General features: G+C 55.4%; 14 protein-coding genes (1 of these 14 cut by a window edge). 5 read left to right on the forward strand and 9 right to left on the reverse strand.

Going from position 1 to position 15,987, the window contains the following annotated elements; genetic code table 11:
• Window positions 1–311 precede the first annotated feature (311 nt).
• Complete coding sequence (mrcB, locus tag ACJJI8_RS08500) at window positions 312–2,894, forward strand: penicillin-binding protein 1B (protein ID WP_444934800.1); 2,583 nt, start codon at window positions 312–314, stop codon at window positions 2,892–2,894.
• Between the two features lie 43 nt (window positions 2,895–2,937).
• Here the strand turns inward: mrcB and hemB are convergent, their stop codons facing one another.
• The 7 genes from hemB to ACJJI8_RS08535 form a co-directional block, all read right to left on the reverse strand.
• The gene (gene hemB / locus ACJJI8_RS08505; RefSeq protein ID WP_444934801.1) at window positions 2,938–3,948 is read right to left on the reverse strand and encodes a porphobilinogen synthase; all 1,011 of its coding nucleotides are present in this window, start codon (window positions 3,946–3,948) and stop codon (window positions 2,938–2,940) included.
• Window positions 3,949–4,060: 112 nt separating this feature from the next.
• Window positions 4,061–4,687 (reverse strand): GntR family transcriptional regulator, encoded by a 627-nt coding sequence (locus tag ACJJI8_RS08510; protein WP_444934802.1) that lies wholly within the window; start codon window positions 4,685–4,687, stop codon window positions 4,061–4,063.
• A 9-nt stretch (window positions 4,688–4,696) separates the two neighbouring features.
• On the reverse strand, window positions 4,697–5,869 hold the full coding sequence (locus tag ACJJI8_RS08515) for a benzoate/H(+) symporter BenE family transporter (protein WP_444934803.1): 1,173 nt from the start codon (window positions 5,867–5,869) through the stop codon (window positions 4,697–4,699).
• Between the two features lie 161 nt (window positions 5,870–6,030).
• Complete coding sequence (gene hemL / locus ACJJI8_RS08520; RefSeq protein ID WP_444895296.1) at window positions 6,031–7,314, reverse strand: glutamate-1-semialdehyde 2,1-aminomutase; 1,284 nt, start codon at window positions 7,312–7,314, stop codon at window positions 6,031–6,033.
• Between the two features lie 180 nt (window positions 7,315–7,494).
• Window positions 7,495–8,280 (reverse strand): bifunctional hydroxymethylpyrimidine kinase/phosphomethylpyrimidine kinase, encoded by a 786-nt coding sequence (gene thiD, locus ACJJI8_RS08525; protein WP_413664269.1) that lies wholly within the window; start codon window positions 8,278–8,280, stop codon window positions 7,495–7,497.
• A gap of 82 nt (window positions 8,281–8,362) precedes the next feature.
• Window positions 8,363–8,785, reverse strand: coding sequence for a protoporphyrinogen oxidase HemJ (hemJ, locus tag ACJJI8_RS08530; RefSeq protein WP_282934420.1), 423 nt, complete (start codon window positions 8,783–8,785; stop codon window positions 8,363–8,365).
• A 33-nt stretch (window positions 8,786–8,818) separates the two neighbouring features.
• Window positions 8,819–10,645, reverse strand: coding sequence for a chloride channel protein (locus ACJJI8_RS08535; protein WP_444934804.1), 1,827 nt, complete (start codon window positions 10,643–10,645; stop codon window positions 8,819–8,821).
• 95 nt (window positions 10,646–10,740) lie between these two features.
• On the opposite strand from ACJJI8_RS08535, the gene argC reads away from it, so the two are divergent.
• The 4 genes from argC to erpA all read left to right on the forward strand — a co-directional run bounded on the left by argC (window position 10,741) and on the right by erpA (window position 13,577).
• Window positions 10,741–11,787 (forward strand): N-acetyl-gamma-glutamyl-phosphate reductase, encoded by a 1,047-nt coding sequence (gene argC / locus ACJJI8_RS08540; protein WP_444913416.1) that lies wholly within the window; start codon window positions 10,741–10,743, stop codon window positions 11,785–11,787.
• Between the two features lie 53 nt (window positions 11,788–11,840).
• Window positions 11,841–12,584 (forward strand): DUF6776 family protein, encoded by a 744-nt coding sequence (locus ACJJI8_RS08545; RefSeq protein WP_282934418.1) that lies wholly within the window; start codon window positions 11,841–11,843, stop codon window positions 12,582–12,584.
• 33 nt (window positions 12,585–12,617) lie between these two features.
• On the forward strand, window positions 12,618–13,061 hold the full coding sequence (locus ACJJI8_RS08550) for a bactofilin family protein (protein WP_282934417.1): 444 nt from the start codon (window positions 12,618–12,620) through the stop codon (window positions 13,059–13,061).
• Window positions 13,062–13,223: 162 nt separating this feature from the next.
• Complete coding sequence (gene erpA, locus ACJJI8_RS08555; RefSeq protein ID WP_444934805.1) at window positions 13,224–13,577, forward strand: iron-sulfur cluster insertion protein ErpA; 354 nt, start codon at window positions 13,224–13,226, stop codon at window positions 13,575–13,577.
• 23 nt (window positions 13,578–13,600) lie between these two features.
• Here the strand turns inward: erpA and ACJJI8_RS08560 are convergent, their stop codons facing one another.
• Window positions 13,601–14,710, reverse strand: coding sequence for an anhydro-N-acetylmuramic acid kinase (locus tag ACJJI8_RS08560; RefSeq protein ID WP_444934806.1), 1,110 nt, complete (start codon window positions 14,708–14,710; stop codon window positions 13,601–13,603).
• A gap of 15 nt (window positions 14,711–14,725) precedes the next feature.
• A protein-coding gene (locus ACJJI8_RS08565) for an OapA family protein (protein WP_444892708.1) crosses the window boundary here: on the reverse strand, window positions 14,726–15,987 show its 3' portion. The gene runs 118 nt beyond the window's last position; the window shows 1,262 of its 1,380 coding nt (coding positions 119–1,380); its start codon lies beyond the right edge, outside the window — the gene reads right to left on this strand; it ends in the stop codon at window positions 14,726–14,728.

A 15,987-nucleotide genomic window follows, 5' to 3' on the forward strand; every position in this document is an offset into this window, starting at 1 on the left:
GGGAGGGCTGGCGACAGCAAACCCTCACATAGGCGCTTGTTACATCTTGGTGAACTTATAGGCGGTTGCTGCGGTCAATCCTCGCACAGGTGTAAATAGCACCTTCACGTAAACCGCCAGGTGATAGATACTGCCAAGCCTGGATTTTAGCCCGCTAATTGAGTGGGCCCGCCAGTGCTGAAAGGCACTGGCAGCAAGATACCAGCGGAGCTGCCACCTGCTGGTACCCTGCCTTCGACTCTTCGATTGGGGCTGGTTAGGTCTCATGAGTCGCTTGATGTACTGAGTTGGCAGCGGGACTGAATCCTCATATGGCATCAACGAAACGCCGGCGCGTCAGAGCGTCAAAGCCCAAACGACGATATCGCTGGCTCAAGCTGCTAGTGCTTTTAGCCCTGGTGGGCTCCCTGGCGCTGGCAGCGTATATGGCTTACCTGGATGTGCAGCTGCGCGAGCGACTGGATAGCCGTCAATACCAACTCCCCGCCCGAGTCTACGCTCGTCCGCTGGTGCTGCGCGAGGGTATGGCAATGCATCCGGATGAGTTGGAGTCCGAATTTGCTGCCTTGAATTACCGCAAGCAGGGCACTCTGAGTGAGCCTGGTTCCTGGGTTCAGGACGGAATGAATTACAAAGTCTGGCGCCGGGACTTTATCCATGCCAATGGCCGCCAGCCTGCTGCAGTGGTCTCCTTCCGTCTGCGCAATGATCAAATCAGCGGCCTGCGTGATGACAATGGCCGAAGCCTGGCAGAATTCCGCCTGGATGCGGCTAATATCGGCTCCCTGCTGGGGGGAGGCGATGACCGCAATCCAGTGCGTTTCGATGATATTCCTCCTTTGGTAGCCAATACCCTGATTGCTGTTGAGGACCAGGACTTCCTCAATCACTTTGGTGTTTCCCCTCGCGGTATTGCCCGGGCCATGGTGGCCAACGCAAAAGCCGGACGATTGGTACAGGGTGGCTCCACAATCACTCAGCAGTTGGTCAAAAATATCTTTTTTGACCATAAGCCCAGCCTGAGGCGTAAATTCAACGAGGCCCTGATGGCCATCCTGATGGAGATGCACTACGACAAGCGCTATATCCTGCAGGAATACATCAACGAAGTGTGGTTGGGTCAGCAGGGTGCCAGAGGTATTTATGGCTTTGGGTTGGCCTCTGAATTCTATTTCCAGCAGCCCCTGGACACCTTGGAACCCCATCAGGTAGCGCTGTTGGTGGGGCTGGCGAAAGGTGCGTCCTACTACAACCCCTGGCGCAATCCGGAGAGAGCACTGCAAAGGCGCAATACCGTGCTGGAATTGATGCTGGAGCAGGGGTTGATTACCCAAGAGGAGTTCCAGAAGTATTCCGCCAAGCCTCTGGGGGTGGTCAAGGGTGGTGTCGGTGCGCAGAATCCTTACCCGGCCTTTACTGAGCGGCTATTGATTGAATTGCGTCCCTACTACTCCTACGAGGAATTGCGCACTTCGGGTTTACGGGTTTACACCACCTTGGCCCCTTCGGTGCAGAAGTTGGCGGAGGAGTCCATCAGTCAGGGCGTTAGCCAGCTGGAGAAAGACCGAGGGATCAAAGCCAATTCACTCCAGGCCGCGACAATATTGTTGGATAATCGCAATGGCAATGTGCTGGCCATGGTGGGAGATCGGAACCCGGACTACCCAGGCTTCAACCGGGCGCTGGAAGCCCGCCGCCAGGTGGGCTCCCTGATTAAGCCGGCTGTGTTTCTCACTGCTCTAGAGCGACCGGAAGAGTACAACCTGGCCACCCTGATCGATGATGCCCCGGTGAGAATTGAAGAGGCGGATGGCGATGTATGGATGCCGCAGAACTTCGATAAGCGCGCTCACGGACAGATACCGCTTTATATCGCTCTGGCCAAGTCCTATAACCTGGCGACGGCCCATTTGGGATTGGATCTCGGCCTGCAGAATGTGCGCCAGACGATTCGCCGCCTGGGTGTTGAATCCAGGCTCCCCCGAGTGCCGGCGATGTTGCTTGGTGCTGTGGAGATGACCCCGTTCGAAGTTGCCGGTATGTACCAGACCATCGCGAACAATGGTGAGACGGTACAGCCGCGCACACTGCTGGCGGTTTCCGATGCCCAGGGCGGCCGTGTACAGCACTTCCGCCGCAAGGCTAATCGCGGTGTCGACCCCGTTCCAGCTTACCTGTTGCGCTGGGGGCTGGAGCAGGCCATGCGTGAGGGTACCGGACGCCGCTCCGCCAAGCGCTTGCCAAGTAGCATCGCCTTTGCCGGGAAAACCGGAACCACTAACAATAACCGCGATAGTTGGTTTGCGGGCTTCTCCCCGGAAGTAACCGCCGTAGTCTGGCTCGGGCGCGACGACAATGAGCGCACGCGCCTAACTGGCTCTACCGGCGCACTGCCGATCTGGACGGAAATTATGCGCAAGCTGCCCCATCAACACGGACCGGCAGAGATGCCCCGAGGAGTGGAGCTTAAGTCAGTGAACTCCCGGGGGCAGTTTATGGACCCGGATTACTGTCGCGGTGGTTATGAGATTCCTTTCTCCTACGAGAGCCAGCTGCAACCGGCGCCGGAATGTCGGGGGCAGAATCGCTGGCGCTGGTTCCGCAATCTATTCGGCAATGGTCGCGACGAAGCGGCTCCCAGAGAGGAGATGAGTCCCGGTTGGGGGGTGGATACCAGTGAGCAGCAGATGCGCGATCAGCGCCGCCAACAATTGCAGGAGCAACTTCGAGGTGACGATGCGGAAGAGTTTGGTGTAGATCCCGAGTATGGCTCCGGTTATGAAGAGGAGCCCCTGGAGCTGCCAAGAGATAATACTTTTGGCGGGAGGGCTCACAGCGTACCGGTAGAGGAAGCCCAGCCGGTGGGGCCTGACCTGGAAGATCAGTGGCCCTAGGGAAGGTAGCGCGCGATTGAATCGCGCGCTTTATCGCCGGCTATCAGTCTTGCAGCAACTGTGCGGCTTCTTCGGCGAAATAGGTGAGGATGCCGTCGGCACCGGCGCGCTTAAAGGCCAGCAAGGACTCCAGAATAACCGCCTCTCGCTTCAGCCAGCCATTTTCAAAGGCGGCGCAGTGCATCGCATACTCCCCACTTACCTGATAGGCGAAAGTGGGAACCCGCAATTCTTCTTTTACCCGACGCACTATATCCAGGTAGGGCATACCGGGTTTCACCATCACCATATCCGCGCCCTCTTGCAGATCCAGGGCGCACTCGTGCAATGCCTCATCGGTATTGGCGGGGTCCATTTGGTAGCTCGCTTTATTGCCACCTTTCAAGTTCCCGGCAGAGCCCACTGCATCGCGGAAGGGGCCGTAGTAAGCGGAGGCATATTTAGCGGCGTAGGACATAATCAGGGTATTGCTGTGGCCCGCGCCTTCGAGAGCATCGCGAATGGCTCCGATACGGCCATCCATCATATCCGAGGGTGCCACCATATCGGCACCGGCCGCAGCGTGTGACAGGGCCTGCTGTACCAATACATCAACGGTTTCGTCGTTGACGATATAACCGCTGTGGTCCATCAGCCCGTCCTGGCCGTGGCTGGTAAAGGGGTCCAGTGCTACGTCGGTGATAACTCCCAATTCCGGTACCGCATTTTTCAGCTCGCGAACAGCCCTTTGTGCCAAGCCATCGGCGTCGTGGGCGGCACTGGCGCAGTCGGACTTTGCCGACGGGTCAACTACCGGAAACAGGGCTATGGCGGGGATTCCCAACTCTCGAACTGTCTTCGCTTTCTTGGCCAACAGGTCTACGCTCAGGCGTTCAACACCCGGCATTGAGGCTACTTTTTGGGTTTCGTTACGCCCCTCAATAACAAACAGTGGCAGGATCAAATCGTCACTGCTCAACTGGGTTTCCCGCACCAGTCGACGGGAAAAATCCTTTGCACGCAGGCGACGCAGGCGAGTGTTGGGGTAGGCACCACGGCCGAAACTTTGGCTCATCGGGAAATTACTCCGGCTATCCATAGGGCCGCAGAAACCCCGCAGCCGCAATTGGCAGCCATCATATCAAATTGCCGCAGTGGGTGATTTTCGATTGCTGAGGGAAAGCGGTTTAAAAATGGGGCTGATGTAAGTGCCTTACCAATAGTTTGCCGGCGGCTTCTATATGTTTTGCCAGCAGTGCGGCGGCTTGGTCCCCGTTTCCCTCTTGGAGTGCATTGAGTATTGCAAAGTGCTCGTCCTGACTGGTGTCCTGGTAATTCAGACCGTGGGATTGGTAACCGATATAGCGCTCACATTGCCGGTGCAGTTGCTCGACGGTACTAAATAGCGTGGGTCTTGCAGCTGCCCGGTAAATACAGGCATGGAACTCCCAATTCATTTTTCCGATCTGCTCGGCGGAGAGTTCAGGTTTGGCTTGCATGGATTCCAGAATATCTCTGGCCCGCCCCAGGATCTCTCCATTAAGGCTTTCCAGTGCCAGGGATTGCAGCAGCGGTTCCAAGCGCATGCGCATCAGGTAGAGGTCTTCCACTTCAATAGGGTCAAACTGCGGCACTGCGACGCCGCGTTTTCCGTGTCCGGTTAACCAGCCCTCATTTTTCAATCTTTGTAGAGCGTCCCTAACCGGAATACGGCTCACGGCGTAAAGCTTTGCCAGTTCGGCTTGCTTTAGCACCTGGCCGGCGGCGAAGCGCCCATGCTGCAAGTCCGACTTAATTTTTTCGTAGAGGCCCATCGATGTTTATTAATTCCTGCGCTTGAAAAACCAGTAACACACCAGCCCTCCCAGCAGCCCCCAAAAGGCAGAGCTAATGCCAAAGAGGCTGATACCGGAAGCACTGATCAGAAAAGTGATAATTCCGGCTTCGCGGCTGTCGGCCTCGGCTGTTGCTCCAGCCAGGCTGCTACCAATGACGCCAATCAGTGCCAAGCCGGCGAGGCCGGCAATCAGTGCCTGGGGAAAGGCACTGAATAATGCCACAACGCTAGCGCCGCAGAGGCCCACCAGCAGATAAAAAATACCGGCGGCAATGCCGGCGGTATAGCGTTTGTCGGGGTTGGGATGGGCTTCCGGGCCGGTGCAAATAGCAGCGGTAATAGCCGCCAGATTAAACGCAAAGCCACCAAACGGTGTCAGCAATAAAGAGGTGAGGCCGGTGCCGCTAATAACAGGAGATATAGGCACTCTACTGTAGCCACTGGCGGCCAGGGTTGCCGCTCCGGGCAGGTTCTGAGAGGTCATAGTGACGATAAAAAGAGGAAGGCCAATGCCAATTAAAGTGGAGAGGCGGAATTCTGGCGTTACCCAAACAGGGTGTGCCGCTTGCCAGCCGATCTGGGCCGATGCAATGAGTTGCAACTTCCAGCAAGTCACCACTCCAGCCGCTAGTACCAAAATAATGGCATAGCGAGGCGCCCAACGGCGCCCGACTAGATAGGTCAGTAACATGATGCCGACCAATAGCGGTTGTGCCTGCAGAGAAGTAAATACTGAGAGACCAAATTGCAGCAGTATGCCTGCGAGCATAGCGCTGGCAATCGGTGCCGGCACCATTCGCGCTACCCGCTCAAAGGCTCCGGACAAGCCCACGAGGAGTGTTAACAGGGCGCTAAACGCAAAAGCACCAATCGCCTCAGCAATGGGGATGCCACTTAAACTGGTGGCCAAAAGTGCAGCACCTGGAGTCGACCAGGCAGTGATTACCGGGGCGCGGTAATACCAAGAGAAGGCAATACAGGTAATGCCCATCCCCAGGCCCAGAGCTCCAATCCAGGAGGCGATCATTGCTTCACTTGCGCCAGCTGCACGCGCGGCTTCAAAGACTATGGTGGCGGAACTGGCTACTCCCACCAGCACGGCGACAAAGCCTGCGCTGATGGCGGACAAGCTGGTATCTGAAAACGGTGAGTTTTTCAAAATGTATACCTTTTATATTTTGTATACATTTTTAGCTGTTAGTTTTTTTGAGCGCAATAACTTTGCGGTGAAGCGACTGGGGCTTTATTGGAGGGGGGGTAAAGTAAAACGGGTATAGAAGCAGCACCCGCAGGCTGCGGGTGCTGGAGAGGGGCGGGCAATTAGCCGAGGCGGGCGAAGACGCGTTCAGCGGCAGTGATTGTGGCCTCAATATCCTCATCGGTATGAGCTGCGGACATAAACCCTGCCTCATAGGAGGCCGGTGCCAGGTAGACACCTTCCTCCAGCATGCCGTGGAAGAAACGGTTAAAGCGCTCGTTATCGCAGGCCATTACCTGTTGATAGTTAGTTACTTTAGGTTCTTCGGTGAAGAAGAAGCCGAACATGGTGCCGGCCTTGTTGGCAGTAATTGGGATACCTGCGGCTTTACCGGCCGTCAGGATGCCCTCCACCAAACGGTCGGTTTTGGCAATTAAAGGCTCGTAGAAGGCGGGTTCTTCCACCAAACGCAGGGTTTCCAAGCCCGCGACCATAGCCACAGGGTTACCGGACAGGGTGCCCGCCTGGTAAACCGGACCCAGAGGGGCGATTTGTTCCATGATCTCGCGCTTACCGCCAAAGGCGCCAACGGGCATACCGCCGCCGATGACTTTGCCGAGGGTGGTGATATCCGCCTCGATACCGTAGAAGCCCTGGGCCCCGGTCAAGCTCACCCGGAAGCCGGTCATCACCTCATCGAGAATCAACAGGGCACCGTGCTGGTCGCAAACTTCGCGCAGGGTTTCCAGGAAGCCGGGTACCGGCGGAATGCAGTTCATATTGCCGGCAACAGGCTCGACGATGATACAGGCGATTTGATCGCCCAGCTCTTCGAAGCAGCTGCGCACACTATCAGCATCGTTGTAGCTCAAGGTGATGGTGTGATCTGCCAGGGCGGCGGGAACGCCGGGAGAGGAGGGTACACCCATGGTCAGGGCCCCGGAGCCGGCCTTAACCAGCAGGGAGTCGGAGTGGCCGTGGTAGCAGCCCTCGAACTTCACAATCTTGTCGCGCCCGGTAAATCCACGGGCCAGGCGAATCGCGCTCATGGTGGCTTCGGTACCGGAATTGACGAAGCGCACCAGGTCCATATTCGGCCACAGGCGGCAGAGTTCTTCGGCCAGTTCGGTTTCCAATTCGGTTGGCGCACCGAAGCTCAGTCCCGATTGGGCCTGTTCCACCACGGCTTCAATAACTTCCGGGTGTGCGTGGCCCAGCACCATGGGGCCCCAGGACTGTACGTAGTCGATGTAGCGTTTCTCGTCTGCATCGTAGAGGTAGGCGCCCTCGGCACGGCGGATAAACACCGGGGTACCGCCGACTGCGCGAAAAGCCCGTACCGGAGAGTTAACGCCGCCGGGAATGTACTGCTGTGCTTCTGCGAAGAGCTGCTCGGATTTACTCATAAACTTATATTCAGGTTCTGCATAAAGGGCCTGGCGAGCATTATCGCGGGGGTGGCGCCTGAGGACAATGTGTAGATTGGCGACGACCGGTCACAGACTGTGTAGACAGAAGATCTCACCGTCATGGGGACGGTGAGACTGATCGGGGCAGGGGCGAAATTTGTGTCAGCAGCTCCAGGTTTAGCGTTCGCACCAGAACAGCCGGTTGGGAATCGGCCTTCCCATGCCCAGGCGCCGGCTGTCTTTGATCGCACTCCAAGCGTATTGCTGACTGCGGGTAACCGCTTCGATAATGGTCAGCCCGTGGGCGATATGGCAGGCAATGGCAGTAGCGAGGGTGCCGCAGACGCCATAGGCCGCTGGCTGCAAGCGCTCCCACTTGAACTCTCGCATGAGGCCGCGCTCATCGTAGAGCCGGTTCTGTAATTGTTGCTCGTGGGGCACGCCAGTCAGCAACAGGTAGCGACAGCCGGATTCGAGGATTTCCTGGGCCATGGCGTCGAGGACATCGGCCTCCACAGCCATGGCGCGAGCTTCCCTGCGGTTGGGGCACACCATGGTCGCCTTGGGCAACAACAGCGACACCATAGCCTCCCACAGAGGCGGGGCGAGTACGCTATCTTTGTCGGCCAGTGTGGCATCGGGGTCGATAACGACGGGAATATCCGGGTAGTCGTGGAGTACGCTGTGAAGCGCGCGCACATTCTCCACAGAGCCCAGGTAGCCGACCTTGATCGCGGCGATCGGCATGTCTTCCAGAACGGCCCGGGTTTGTTCAATTAGCAGGCTGTCGTCGACTGGGGCGACACCCAGCAATTCACCGGTGTTACACACGCTGATGGCGGTAACTGCCGAGGCCGCATGGCAGCCGAGACTGACCGCTGTCTCAGTATCTGCGGCAATTCCGGCGCTGCCGCTGGGGTCGTGGTGAGTAACGGTCAGAATAACGGGCTGAGGTGTATCCATAAGTGCTCTACATGACGGCCATTAGCTGTGCGCCTAATTCTAGTTGCTGAGCGCCTTTGACAAGGAATGAATACGCGCCAAATTAAAATGGCTTTACGACAACCAAAATGACGATGGCGACAAGTGCAACTGCTGGGAACTCATTAAATATTAGGAAGTAGCGGCGGCTGCGGGTAACGGTTCCCCGGGCAAACTTGCGAACATAGGCGCCACAGATATGGTGATAGCCCAGGAGGAGAACAACAAAAGTCAGTTTTGCGTGCATCCAGCCGGCGGAGGTGTAGTAGGCCGGGTTCAAACTGTAGAGCCAAATGCCCAAGGCAACGGTGGCCAGCATGGAAGGAATGGCAATACCGCGATAAAGGCGGCGTTCCATAATACAGAAGCGGTCGCGACTAACGGCATCAGTGGCATCGACATGGTAGACAAACAGTCGTGGCAGATAAAAAAGTGCGGCAAACCAGCACACCATCGCAATAATGTGAAAAGCCTTGATCCACAGCATTGAAAGTCCCCTTAAAAGAAACGGGAAGAAAAATTACTTCCGGTAAAAGTTGTTAATTTGTAGCGGCAGAATAATGCCCGCCGTGCGATTGTCCAGCGAACCGCTTTTATGACGGCAGACATATAGGCCATCCGCGCCACTTCTCTCCAGCTTTTGCGAGGCCTCCAGCATTGTCGCTCGCCAGCTTAGGGACGCCAGCTGTTTGCGTTCGCCGGGTAGTCTCAATAAATCGATCATTTCTCCCGGGTCTAGTAATTTATCTGATGCGGAGGAAACTTGTTTTTCACTCTCGGCCGCCTCTTTCGCACCACCGCGAAGAAAAGTTGCCAAGTCTGCTGCGCGCAGTAGTTGCGGTGCCGGCTCCTTGGGTAAGTCGATAAGAATCCACTCGGGATGTTGATTAATTAATTCTGTTGCCGCAGCGCGGGTAATTTCCCTAGGAGTCACAACAAAGCTCTGATTCATTTCGCTGGCAACTCCGACACTGCTCAGCATTTGCTGTCGCCAACTCGGCATTCCCGCTTTATTCAGGGCTCGCAGCGTTACGTGATAGAGACCGATAGTGGAAAAGAGTTGGCGGCTTACTAATGTGGCCACCACGATCATCATCATTCCAGGGAATAAAATATGTGGGTTATAGGTAAGTTCCAAGATAGCGAGTAGCGCAGCTAGAGGCGCATTGAGCATGGCAGCCATCATTGCCGCCATACCCACCATGGCATAAAAGCCGGGGCTCGCGGTGTGCTCACCCAGCCACAAGTTAGCCAGGCCACCGGCAATACCACCGATACAGGCACCGATAATCAGGCTGGGGCCTATTACCCCACCGGGAATTCCGAGCCCTGCCCCCAAAGCGGTTGCGACTAATTTCGCGGCGACAATAGCAATGAGTGTCGCTACCCCCAACTCCCCCAGCATTGCCATCTGCAAAGTGTCATATCCACCGCCCAGGATTTCCGGTACCCAGATACCCAAGGTGCCAGTAACAAGGCCAACCAAGAGAAATCGAAGAAGTGGGGAATAACGCTGCTGGGGAATCAAAATACGCTGGGAGCGGATAAATAATCCGGCGAGAACCCCAATAACCAGTGCGCAAACGAAAAGTATCGGCAGCTCGGCAAGGGAATTGAGTTGAATCGCGGGTACATTAAAGTCAGGCTGGCTACCGAAAGTCAGCTGGGTAATGGCGCTACCGGCAACAGCCGCGAGAATTATCGGTAAAAAACCTGCCACAGTATATTCCAGCATCACGACTTCCATCGCGAATACCACGCCCGCCAGCGGGGTATTAAAGGAGGCCGCAATTGCTGCGGCTACACCACACCCCAGTAGGTTGCGACCGGAATTATTGGGGAGCTTCAGCGCCCTAGCTAACCAGCTGCCACTGGCTGCTCCCAGGTGTACAGCTGGGCCTTCCCGCCCCACCGAGTGGCCGCTTATTAAAATTATTGCGCCGGCAAAAAACTGTAGCAGGGCATTTTGCATTGGCATTTGCCCCTGGTGATTGTAGAGCCGGTCCAGGACATGGACCACTCCCACCTGGCGGCGTCTGGGATTTAGAAATAAATAGATACATCCCACTACCAGAGAGCCGATGACTGGCAATGCGAAGCGCCAGAAAGGAGGAAGGGATTCGTAATTTTGTGGGATTGATAAAAACAGCGTGGTCGGCCACTCCATTGCCAGCCGAAAAAGTACAGTTACCCCTCCGGCCAGGATGCCGGTGATCAGGGCCATCCCCAGCAAAGGCGCCAGCGCGTCTTTGGAGGAAAGCTGTAAGCGTATATTTTCGAGGCTGCCAGGCCTAACTAAATAACGCGAAAACGACTTTTTTAGCGAGTTCCTTGGGGGCTGTGACACCGCACATCCTTAAAATGCTGGGGCTTGTGGTAGAGTGCCTGTCTGGTTTTACGATTATCGTCTCAGTTGGCGGATATACCGGAGATTTTAGCAAGGTGATAAAAGTAGCGATTGTCGGGGGCACCGGCTATACAGGGGTGGAATTACTTCGGCTTCTCTCAACACATCCACAAGCGGAAGTTACCGCAATCACCTCCCGTTCGTTGAATGGTACCCCGGTTGCCGAGCTTTTCCCTAGCCTGAGAGGGCACTCGCAGCTGTCTTTCTGTAGCCCCGATCTCGAACAGCTGGCGGATTGTGACGTTGTATTCTTCGCTACACCTCATGGCGTTGCCCAGGCCCAGGTACCGGCACTTATTGAGCGCGGAGTTCGAGTGATCGATTTGTCCGCCGATTTCCGCTTGAAAGATATACCTACCTGGGAGCAGTGGTACGGTCAGGCCCACGCCGCTCCGGAATTAGCTCAAAGCGCTGTTTATGGTTTGCCAGAAGTTAATCGGGAACAGATTGCCAATGCGCAGTTGATAGCCTGCCCGGGCTGTTATCCCACCGCGATTCAATTGGGATGGATACCGCTTTTGGAAAAGGGCCTGGTAGAACCTGGTGAGCTGATCGCCAGTGCGGCCAGTGGTATCAGTGGTGCGGGGCGACAGGGTAAGACCGACTTGATTATGGCTGAGAATAGCGACAACTTCCGCGCATATTCTGCCGCCGGGCACCGTCATTTACCCGAGATTGAACAGGGGCTTCGTCGAGTGCAGGCCACTGAATCCTCTCCCGCGCAGGTGACTTTTGTACCGCATTTACTTCCCATGATTCGCGGTATCCACGCTACTTTATTTGCCCGGTCAGCGGGGAAGGTTGATGCCGATGAGCTTCAACAGATCTTTGAAAACCGCTATAAAAATGAGCCTTTTGTAGATGTGATGCCGGCGGGCAGCCACCCTCAGACTCGTACGGTTAGAGGGACCAATATGTGCCGCATCTCGGTATTGCAACCCCAGGAGCGGGATACGGTACTGGTATTATCGGCCATTGATAACCTGGCCAAAGGCGCGTCCGCCCAGGCAATCCAGAATATGAATATTATGTTTGGCTTAACTGAGACGTTGGGCCTGGATAGCCCAGCACTGCTGCCTTAGAATCGGGTGTTTCCCGACAATCGATAAATCCCGGATAAGACTTAGCAGATTTCATGGTGCTCAAAGTTAAAGGCAGCAAGCAGTACCGCATGAAAGTGGTGCCTCATAAACCCTTCTCTGGTGTCATTGCCGTAGTGGGGGTCGTTTTTTTGGTATTAGTGACCTCGGCCGGGTCCTATTTCGCCGGGCAGTATCAGCTGCGCCAGAGCCTCGATCGCAAGACACTGGAGCATACTCAAGTACTCGATCGTGTTACCGCGCTTCAGAGTGAGAATGAATCCCTGCGAATGAGGGTTGCCACTGCAGAGCAGTCGCTGACTATCGGTGAGCAGGCGAGTGAGTCGGTGCGTGCGGAACTGGTGCAGAAAGAGAGCCAGATCGCAGAGCTAAAGCAGGAAATTTCTTTCTATCGCGGCGTCATGGCCCCTGAAGATGGGGGTGAGGGGGTGTCCATTGGACGCTTTATCCTCTCGCAGACCGGCGATCCAAAAAGTTACCAGTACAAGTTACAGATCAAACAGTCCGCAGCGCGTCGGGATGTTGTAAAAGGCACGGCCACATTTACCGTAGTGGGCCGTCAGGATGGGGAACCGAAGAGTTACCCTCTGAAGGAACTGTCGGAGCAGGTGAATAGTGAGTCGATTCAGCTGCGTTTTAAATATTTTCAGAATATCGAGGGAGAGCTGCGCTTGCCGGAGGGGTTTGTGCCCGAAGGTGTGGAGTTGTCACTTAAATCTTCTGGGCGCAAGGGCTTTAATATTGAGCAGCGCTACGGTTGGTTAGTACAGGAAAGTTAGCATAGGTGCCAAAGGCACGAGGTTTTGGGGATTATGTTAAGAAAAAAAGAGAAACAGATAACTATGGCCAATACCGGTAGTAACCACACGACTTTGATCGCTCGTCAGACTGAGATCAGCGGTGATATCCACTTCCGTGGCAACCTGGTCATCGAAGGTAAGGTGCGTGGCAATGTTACCGCTCACAGTGATAGTGATGCGCGCCTGCAAATTGTGGATGGCGGCATCATTGAGGGTGAAATTCGTGTGCCTCAGGTAGTGATCAATGGCAATGTCAAAGGGGATGTGTTTGCTGCGCGCCACCTGGAGCTCGCTTCCAAGGCAATGGTAGAAGGCAATGTACACTATAAGCTGATCGAGATGCTGAAAGGTGCCCAGGTAAACGGTGCCCTGGTATCCAGTGCCGACTTGAGTAGCGCGGGTGAGCCCCATATGCTCGGCTATTCCGAAGATGAAACTGTCATTGAAGCCTCTTAAGTCCGGGTAGTATTGGCTGGCGCTGGTACTTTGTTGTACCGGCCCACCTGCCGGTTAATACTTGACTGAATTGCTGGGTTTAAGCAAGATGACGCCCCCGGGGCTGCACTCGTTATAACTTTTATACGAGCGGTGAATGTCCCGATGAGTTGAGAGAGACTTATGTCAGAAGCTGTATCCTTTTCTCCCGCGCCACTCGTGGTCACAGACAAGGCTGTGGCCAAGGTAAGAAGCCTGTTGGAAGAGGAGGGCAACCCGGAGCTGAAACTCAGGGTGTTCGTGACCGGAGGCGGCTGTTCCGGTTTCCAATACGGTTTTACCTTTGATGAATTGGTTGCCGAAGATGATGCCATCATAGAAAAGGATGGCATTCAGGTCTTGGTGGATGCGATGAGCTACCCCTACCTGGTTGGCGCCAATGTTGATTACGAAGAAGGCCTTTCGGGGTCGCGCTTCGTAGTACAAAATCCCAATGCGTCCGCTACCTGTGGCTGCGGCTCCTCTTTCTCTATTTGAGAAATCCTAACCCGCCCTATTGATCAGGGCGGGTAAATAGCCCCTAGCACCGCCTCTTTCTGCGCGCCAGTCACTCCCGGGCAATTACCGGGTAGTCCTCTCAATGTCTGGCGGGCTAACCAGGCAAATCCAACGGCTTCGAGCCAGTCTGCGTCAATACCGTAACTGCCCGTGTCAGTAATAGACCAGGTGGGCAAGCGGCGCTGTAATCGCGCAACCAAGTCCTTATTTTTTGCCCCGCCCCCGCAAGTGAGCAGCTCGCCGCCTTCGGCAAAATTATGCACGGCATCTGCGATACTGGCTGCGGTCACTTCAGACAGGGTCGCCTGCACATCTACCGGTGCCACTTCCAAACCGGCGCAGGCCTGTTCGAGCCAGCTGGGGTTAAAAGTTTCACGGCCAGTGCTCTTGGGTGGTTCGGCGGAGAAATAGGGATCTGAAAGCAGGCGGTTGAGAAGTTCAGCATTGGCGCGACCGCTCGCGGCCCAGTCTCCATTTCTATCGTAGGGCTGGTTTTTGTGTAGGTTCACCCAGTAGTCGAGCAATGCATTACCCGGACCTGTGTCATAGCCGTAAACCTGGCCATCTGCCGTCAGCTCAGTGATATTGGCCATCCCTCCGATATTGACCACAGCACGGCTTCCATCAGCTTTGAAGGCAGCCTGGTGAAACGCCGGCATTAAAGGCGCTCCTTGACCACCGAGAGCGATATCCCGGCGACGGAAATCCGCAACGGTGCAGATGCCCGTCAGTGCTGAGATGGTGTTGGGGTCACCGAGTTGCAAAGTAAAGGGAGACGTCACTGTGCCTGGGGGGCGGTGGCGTACGGTTTGGCCGTGACTGCCAATGGCGGTAACAGACTGACCCTCAACACCGGCTCGGGCTAGCAGGGTATTGGTGGCCTCGGCAAAAACCTGTCCCAGTTGCCGGTCTAACTGTCCGGCGCGATCCAGCTCTGAAGGGCCGGGGGCGCAGAGGCTGAGGATAGCTTCGCGCAGGCCGCTGTGAATCGGGTGGGCTAGCGCAGCCAGGATACGGGTGTTAATTTTTTCTTCATCGCCAAAATCGACTAGCACCGCGTCAATGGAGTCAACGCTGGTGCCGGACATCAGGCCGATAAACAGATCGGGCATATTCGTTGGCGCTTGTTAGGGGCTTTCTTCATCCAGTTGAGCCAGAGCCGGCCCCTGGAAGTTTTCTAGTTTCGCCAGAAGTGGCTGGGTCTGGTTTTTAAAACGGATCATCTCAGAAGTCGGTACCGACTTTGCCTTGGGCAATTTGCGCACAATGGTGGCGGGGTTGCGATGTCTGCCATCCACCAGGAATTCGTAGTGCAAGTGCGGGCCAGTGGCATAACCGGTAGACCCCACAGTGCCAATAACCTGGCGCTGCTTAACGCGCTGGCCCTTTTTGACTTTGCGCTTGGTCAGGTGGAGATAGCGGGTTACATACCGTTCGCCGTGCTGGATAAATACGTAGTTGCCGTTGGGTTTGCTATAGCCGGACGCGATAACCCGACCATCGCCAGTAGAGTAAACGGGGGTGCCTCTTGGAGCGGCATAGTCGGTGCCATTATGAGGTCGGCGTGACTTGAATACAGGGTGCAGGCGGCTCGGGTTGAAGTGAGAGCTGATACGGACTATGTCCAGTGGTGTGCGGATAAATGCCTTGCGCATACTTTTGCCTTCAGGCGTGTAGTAATTGGCATCACCACTGTTATCCACATAGCGTACAGCGCTAAAAGTTCTTCCCTGGTTGGTAAAACTGACCGCCAAGATAGGACCGTTGCCAATTTTCTCCCCATCCAGGAACAACTCTTCGAACATCACACTAAAGTTGTCGCCCTTGCGAATATCTAGGGCAAAGTCGATATCGGAGCTGAATACATCCGCCATCTCCATTATCAGGCTGTCACTCAGCCCAGCATCGCTACCGGCCAGGAATAGGGAACTATCGATCTGGGCCTGTCGGTAAGCCGGGTGGCTGTCGGGCTCACGAGTTATCAGTGCGTGTTCAAACTTATCTGCATTTGTGCGGGTAAACTCAATTTGATTGAGTCGGTCCCGCTGCAATTTAAGGGACTGCAGCTGGCCATCATTATTTGTTTGAAAGGTCAGCTCTTCACCCGGAGTTAGACGTGCCAGCTGTTTTGCCTCTTTGCCGCTACCCAGAAGCTGGTACATCTCTTTGGCGCTGATTTTTGCACGTTGAAATAGGTCTGACAGAGTATCCCCGTTACGTACTTCAAGACTCAACGACTTGACTGCCTCAACACTGACGTTAAGCAGTGGGGTCTCCGCCGGCGTATAAGTGAGTGCAGGTTTGGCTTCAGTGCTGTCGCCGCTTGTGACCTCTGAAAGTTTGACGGGTAGCGATGTACGTTTGGAGGAAATCTCCGGTGAAGGAATCA

The sequence above is a fragment of the Microbulbifer maximicatervae (SeqCode) genome (genome assembly GCF_052467695.1).

What these genes read in the sequence shown, in the direction of transcription:
- hemJ (WP_282934420.1), bottom strand. Translation starts at nt 8,785, where the DNA reads ATGCTGTGGATCAAGGCTTTTCACATTATTGCGATGGTGTGCTGGTTT.
- ACJJI8_RS08510 (WP_444934802.1), bottom strand. Translation starts at nt 4,687, where the DNA reads ATGGGCCTCTACGAAAAAATTAAGTCGGACTTGCAGCATGGGCGCTTC.
- erpA (WP_444934805.1), top strand. Translation starts at nt 13,224, where the DNA reads ATGTCAGAAGCTGTATCCTTTTCTCCCGCGCCACTCGTGGTCACAGAC.
- ACJJI8_RS08550 (WP_282934417.1), top strand. Translation starts at nt 12,618, where the DNA reads ATGTTAAGAAAAAAAGAGAAACAGATAACTATGGCCAATACCGGTAGT.
- ACJJI8_RS08560 (WP_444934806.1), bottom strand. Translation starts at nt 14,710, where the DNA reads ATGCCCGATCTGTTTATCGGCCTGATGTCCGGCACCAGCGTTGACTCC.
- hemB (WP_444934801.1), bottom strand. Translation starts at nt 3,948, where the DNA reads ATGAGCCAAAGTTTCGGCCGTGGTGCCTACCCCAACACTCGCCTGCGT.
- mrcB (WP_444934800.1), top strand. Translation starts at nt 312, where the DNA reads ATGGCATCAACGAAACGCCGGCGCGTCAGAGCGTCAAAGCCCAAACGA.
- thiD (WP_413664269.1), bottom strand. Translation starts at nt 8,280, where the DNA reads ATGGATACACCTCAGCCCGTTATTCTGACCGTTACTCACCACGACCCC.
- ACJJI8_RS08545 (WP_282934418.1), top strand. Translation starts at nt 11,841, where the DNA reads ATGGTGCTCAAAGTTAAAGGCAGCAAGCAGTACCGCATGAAAGTGGTG.
- hemL (WP_444895296.1), bottom strand. Translation starts at nt 7,314, where the DNA reads ATGAGTAAATCCGAGCAGCTCTTCGCAGAAGCACAGCAGTACATTCCC.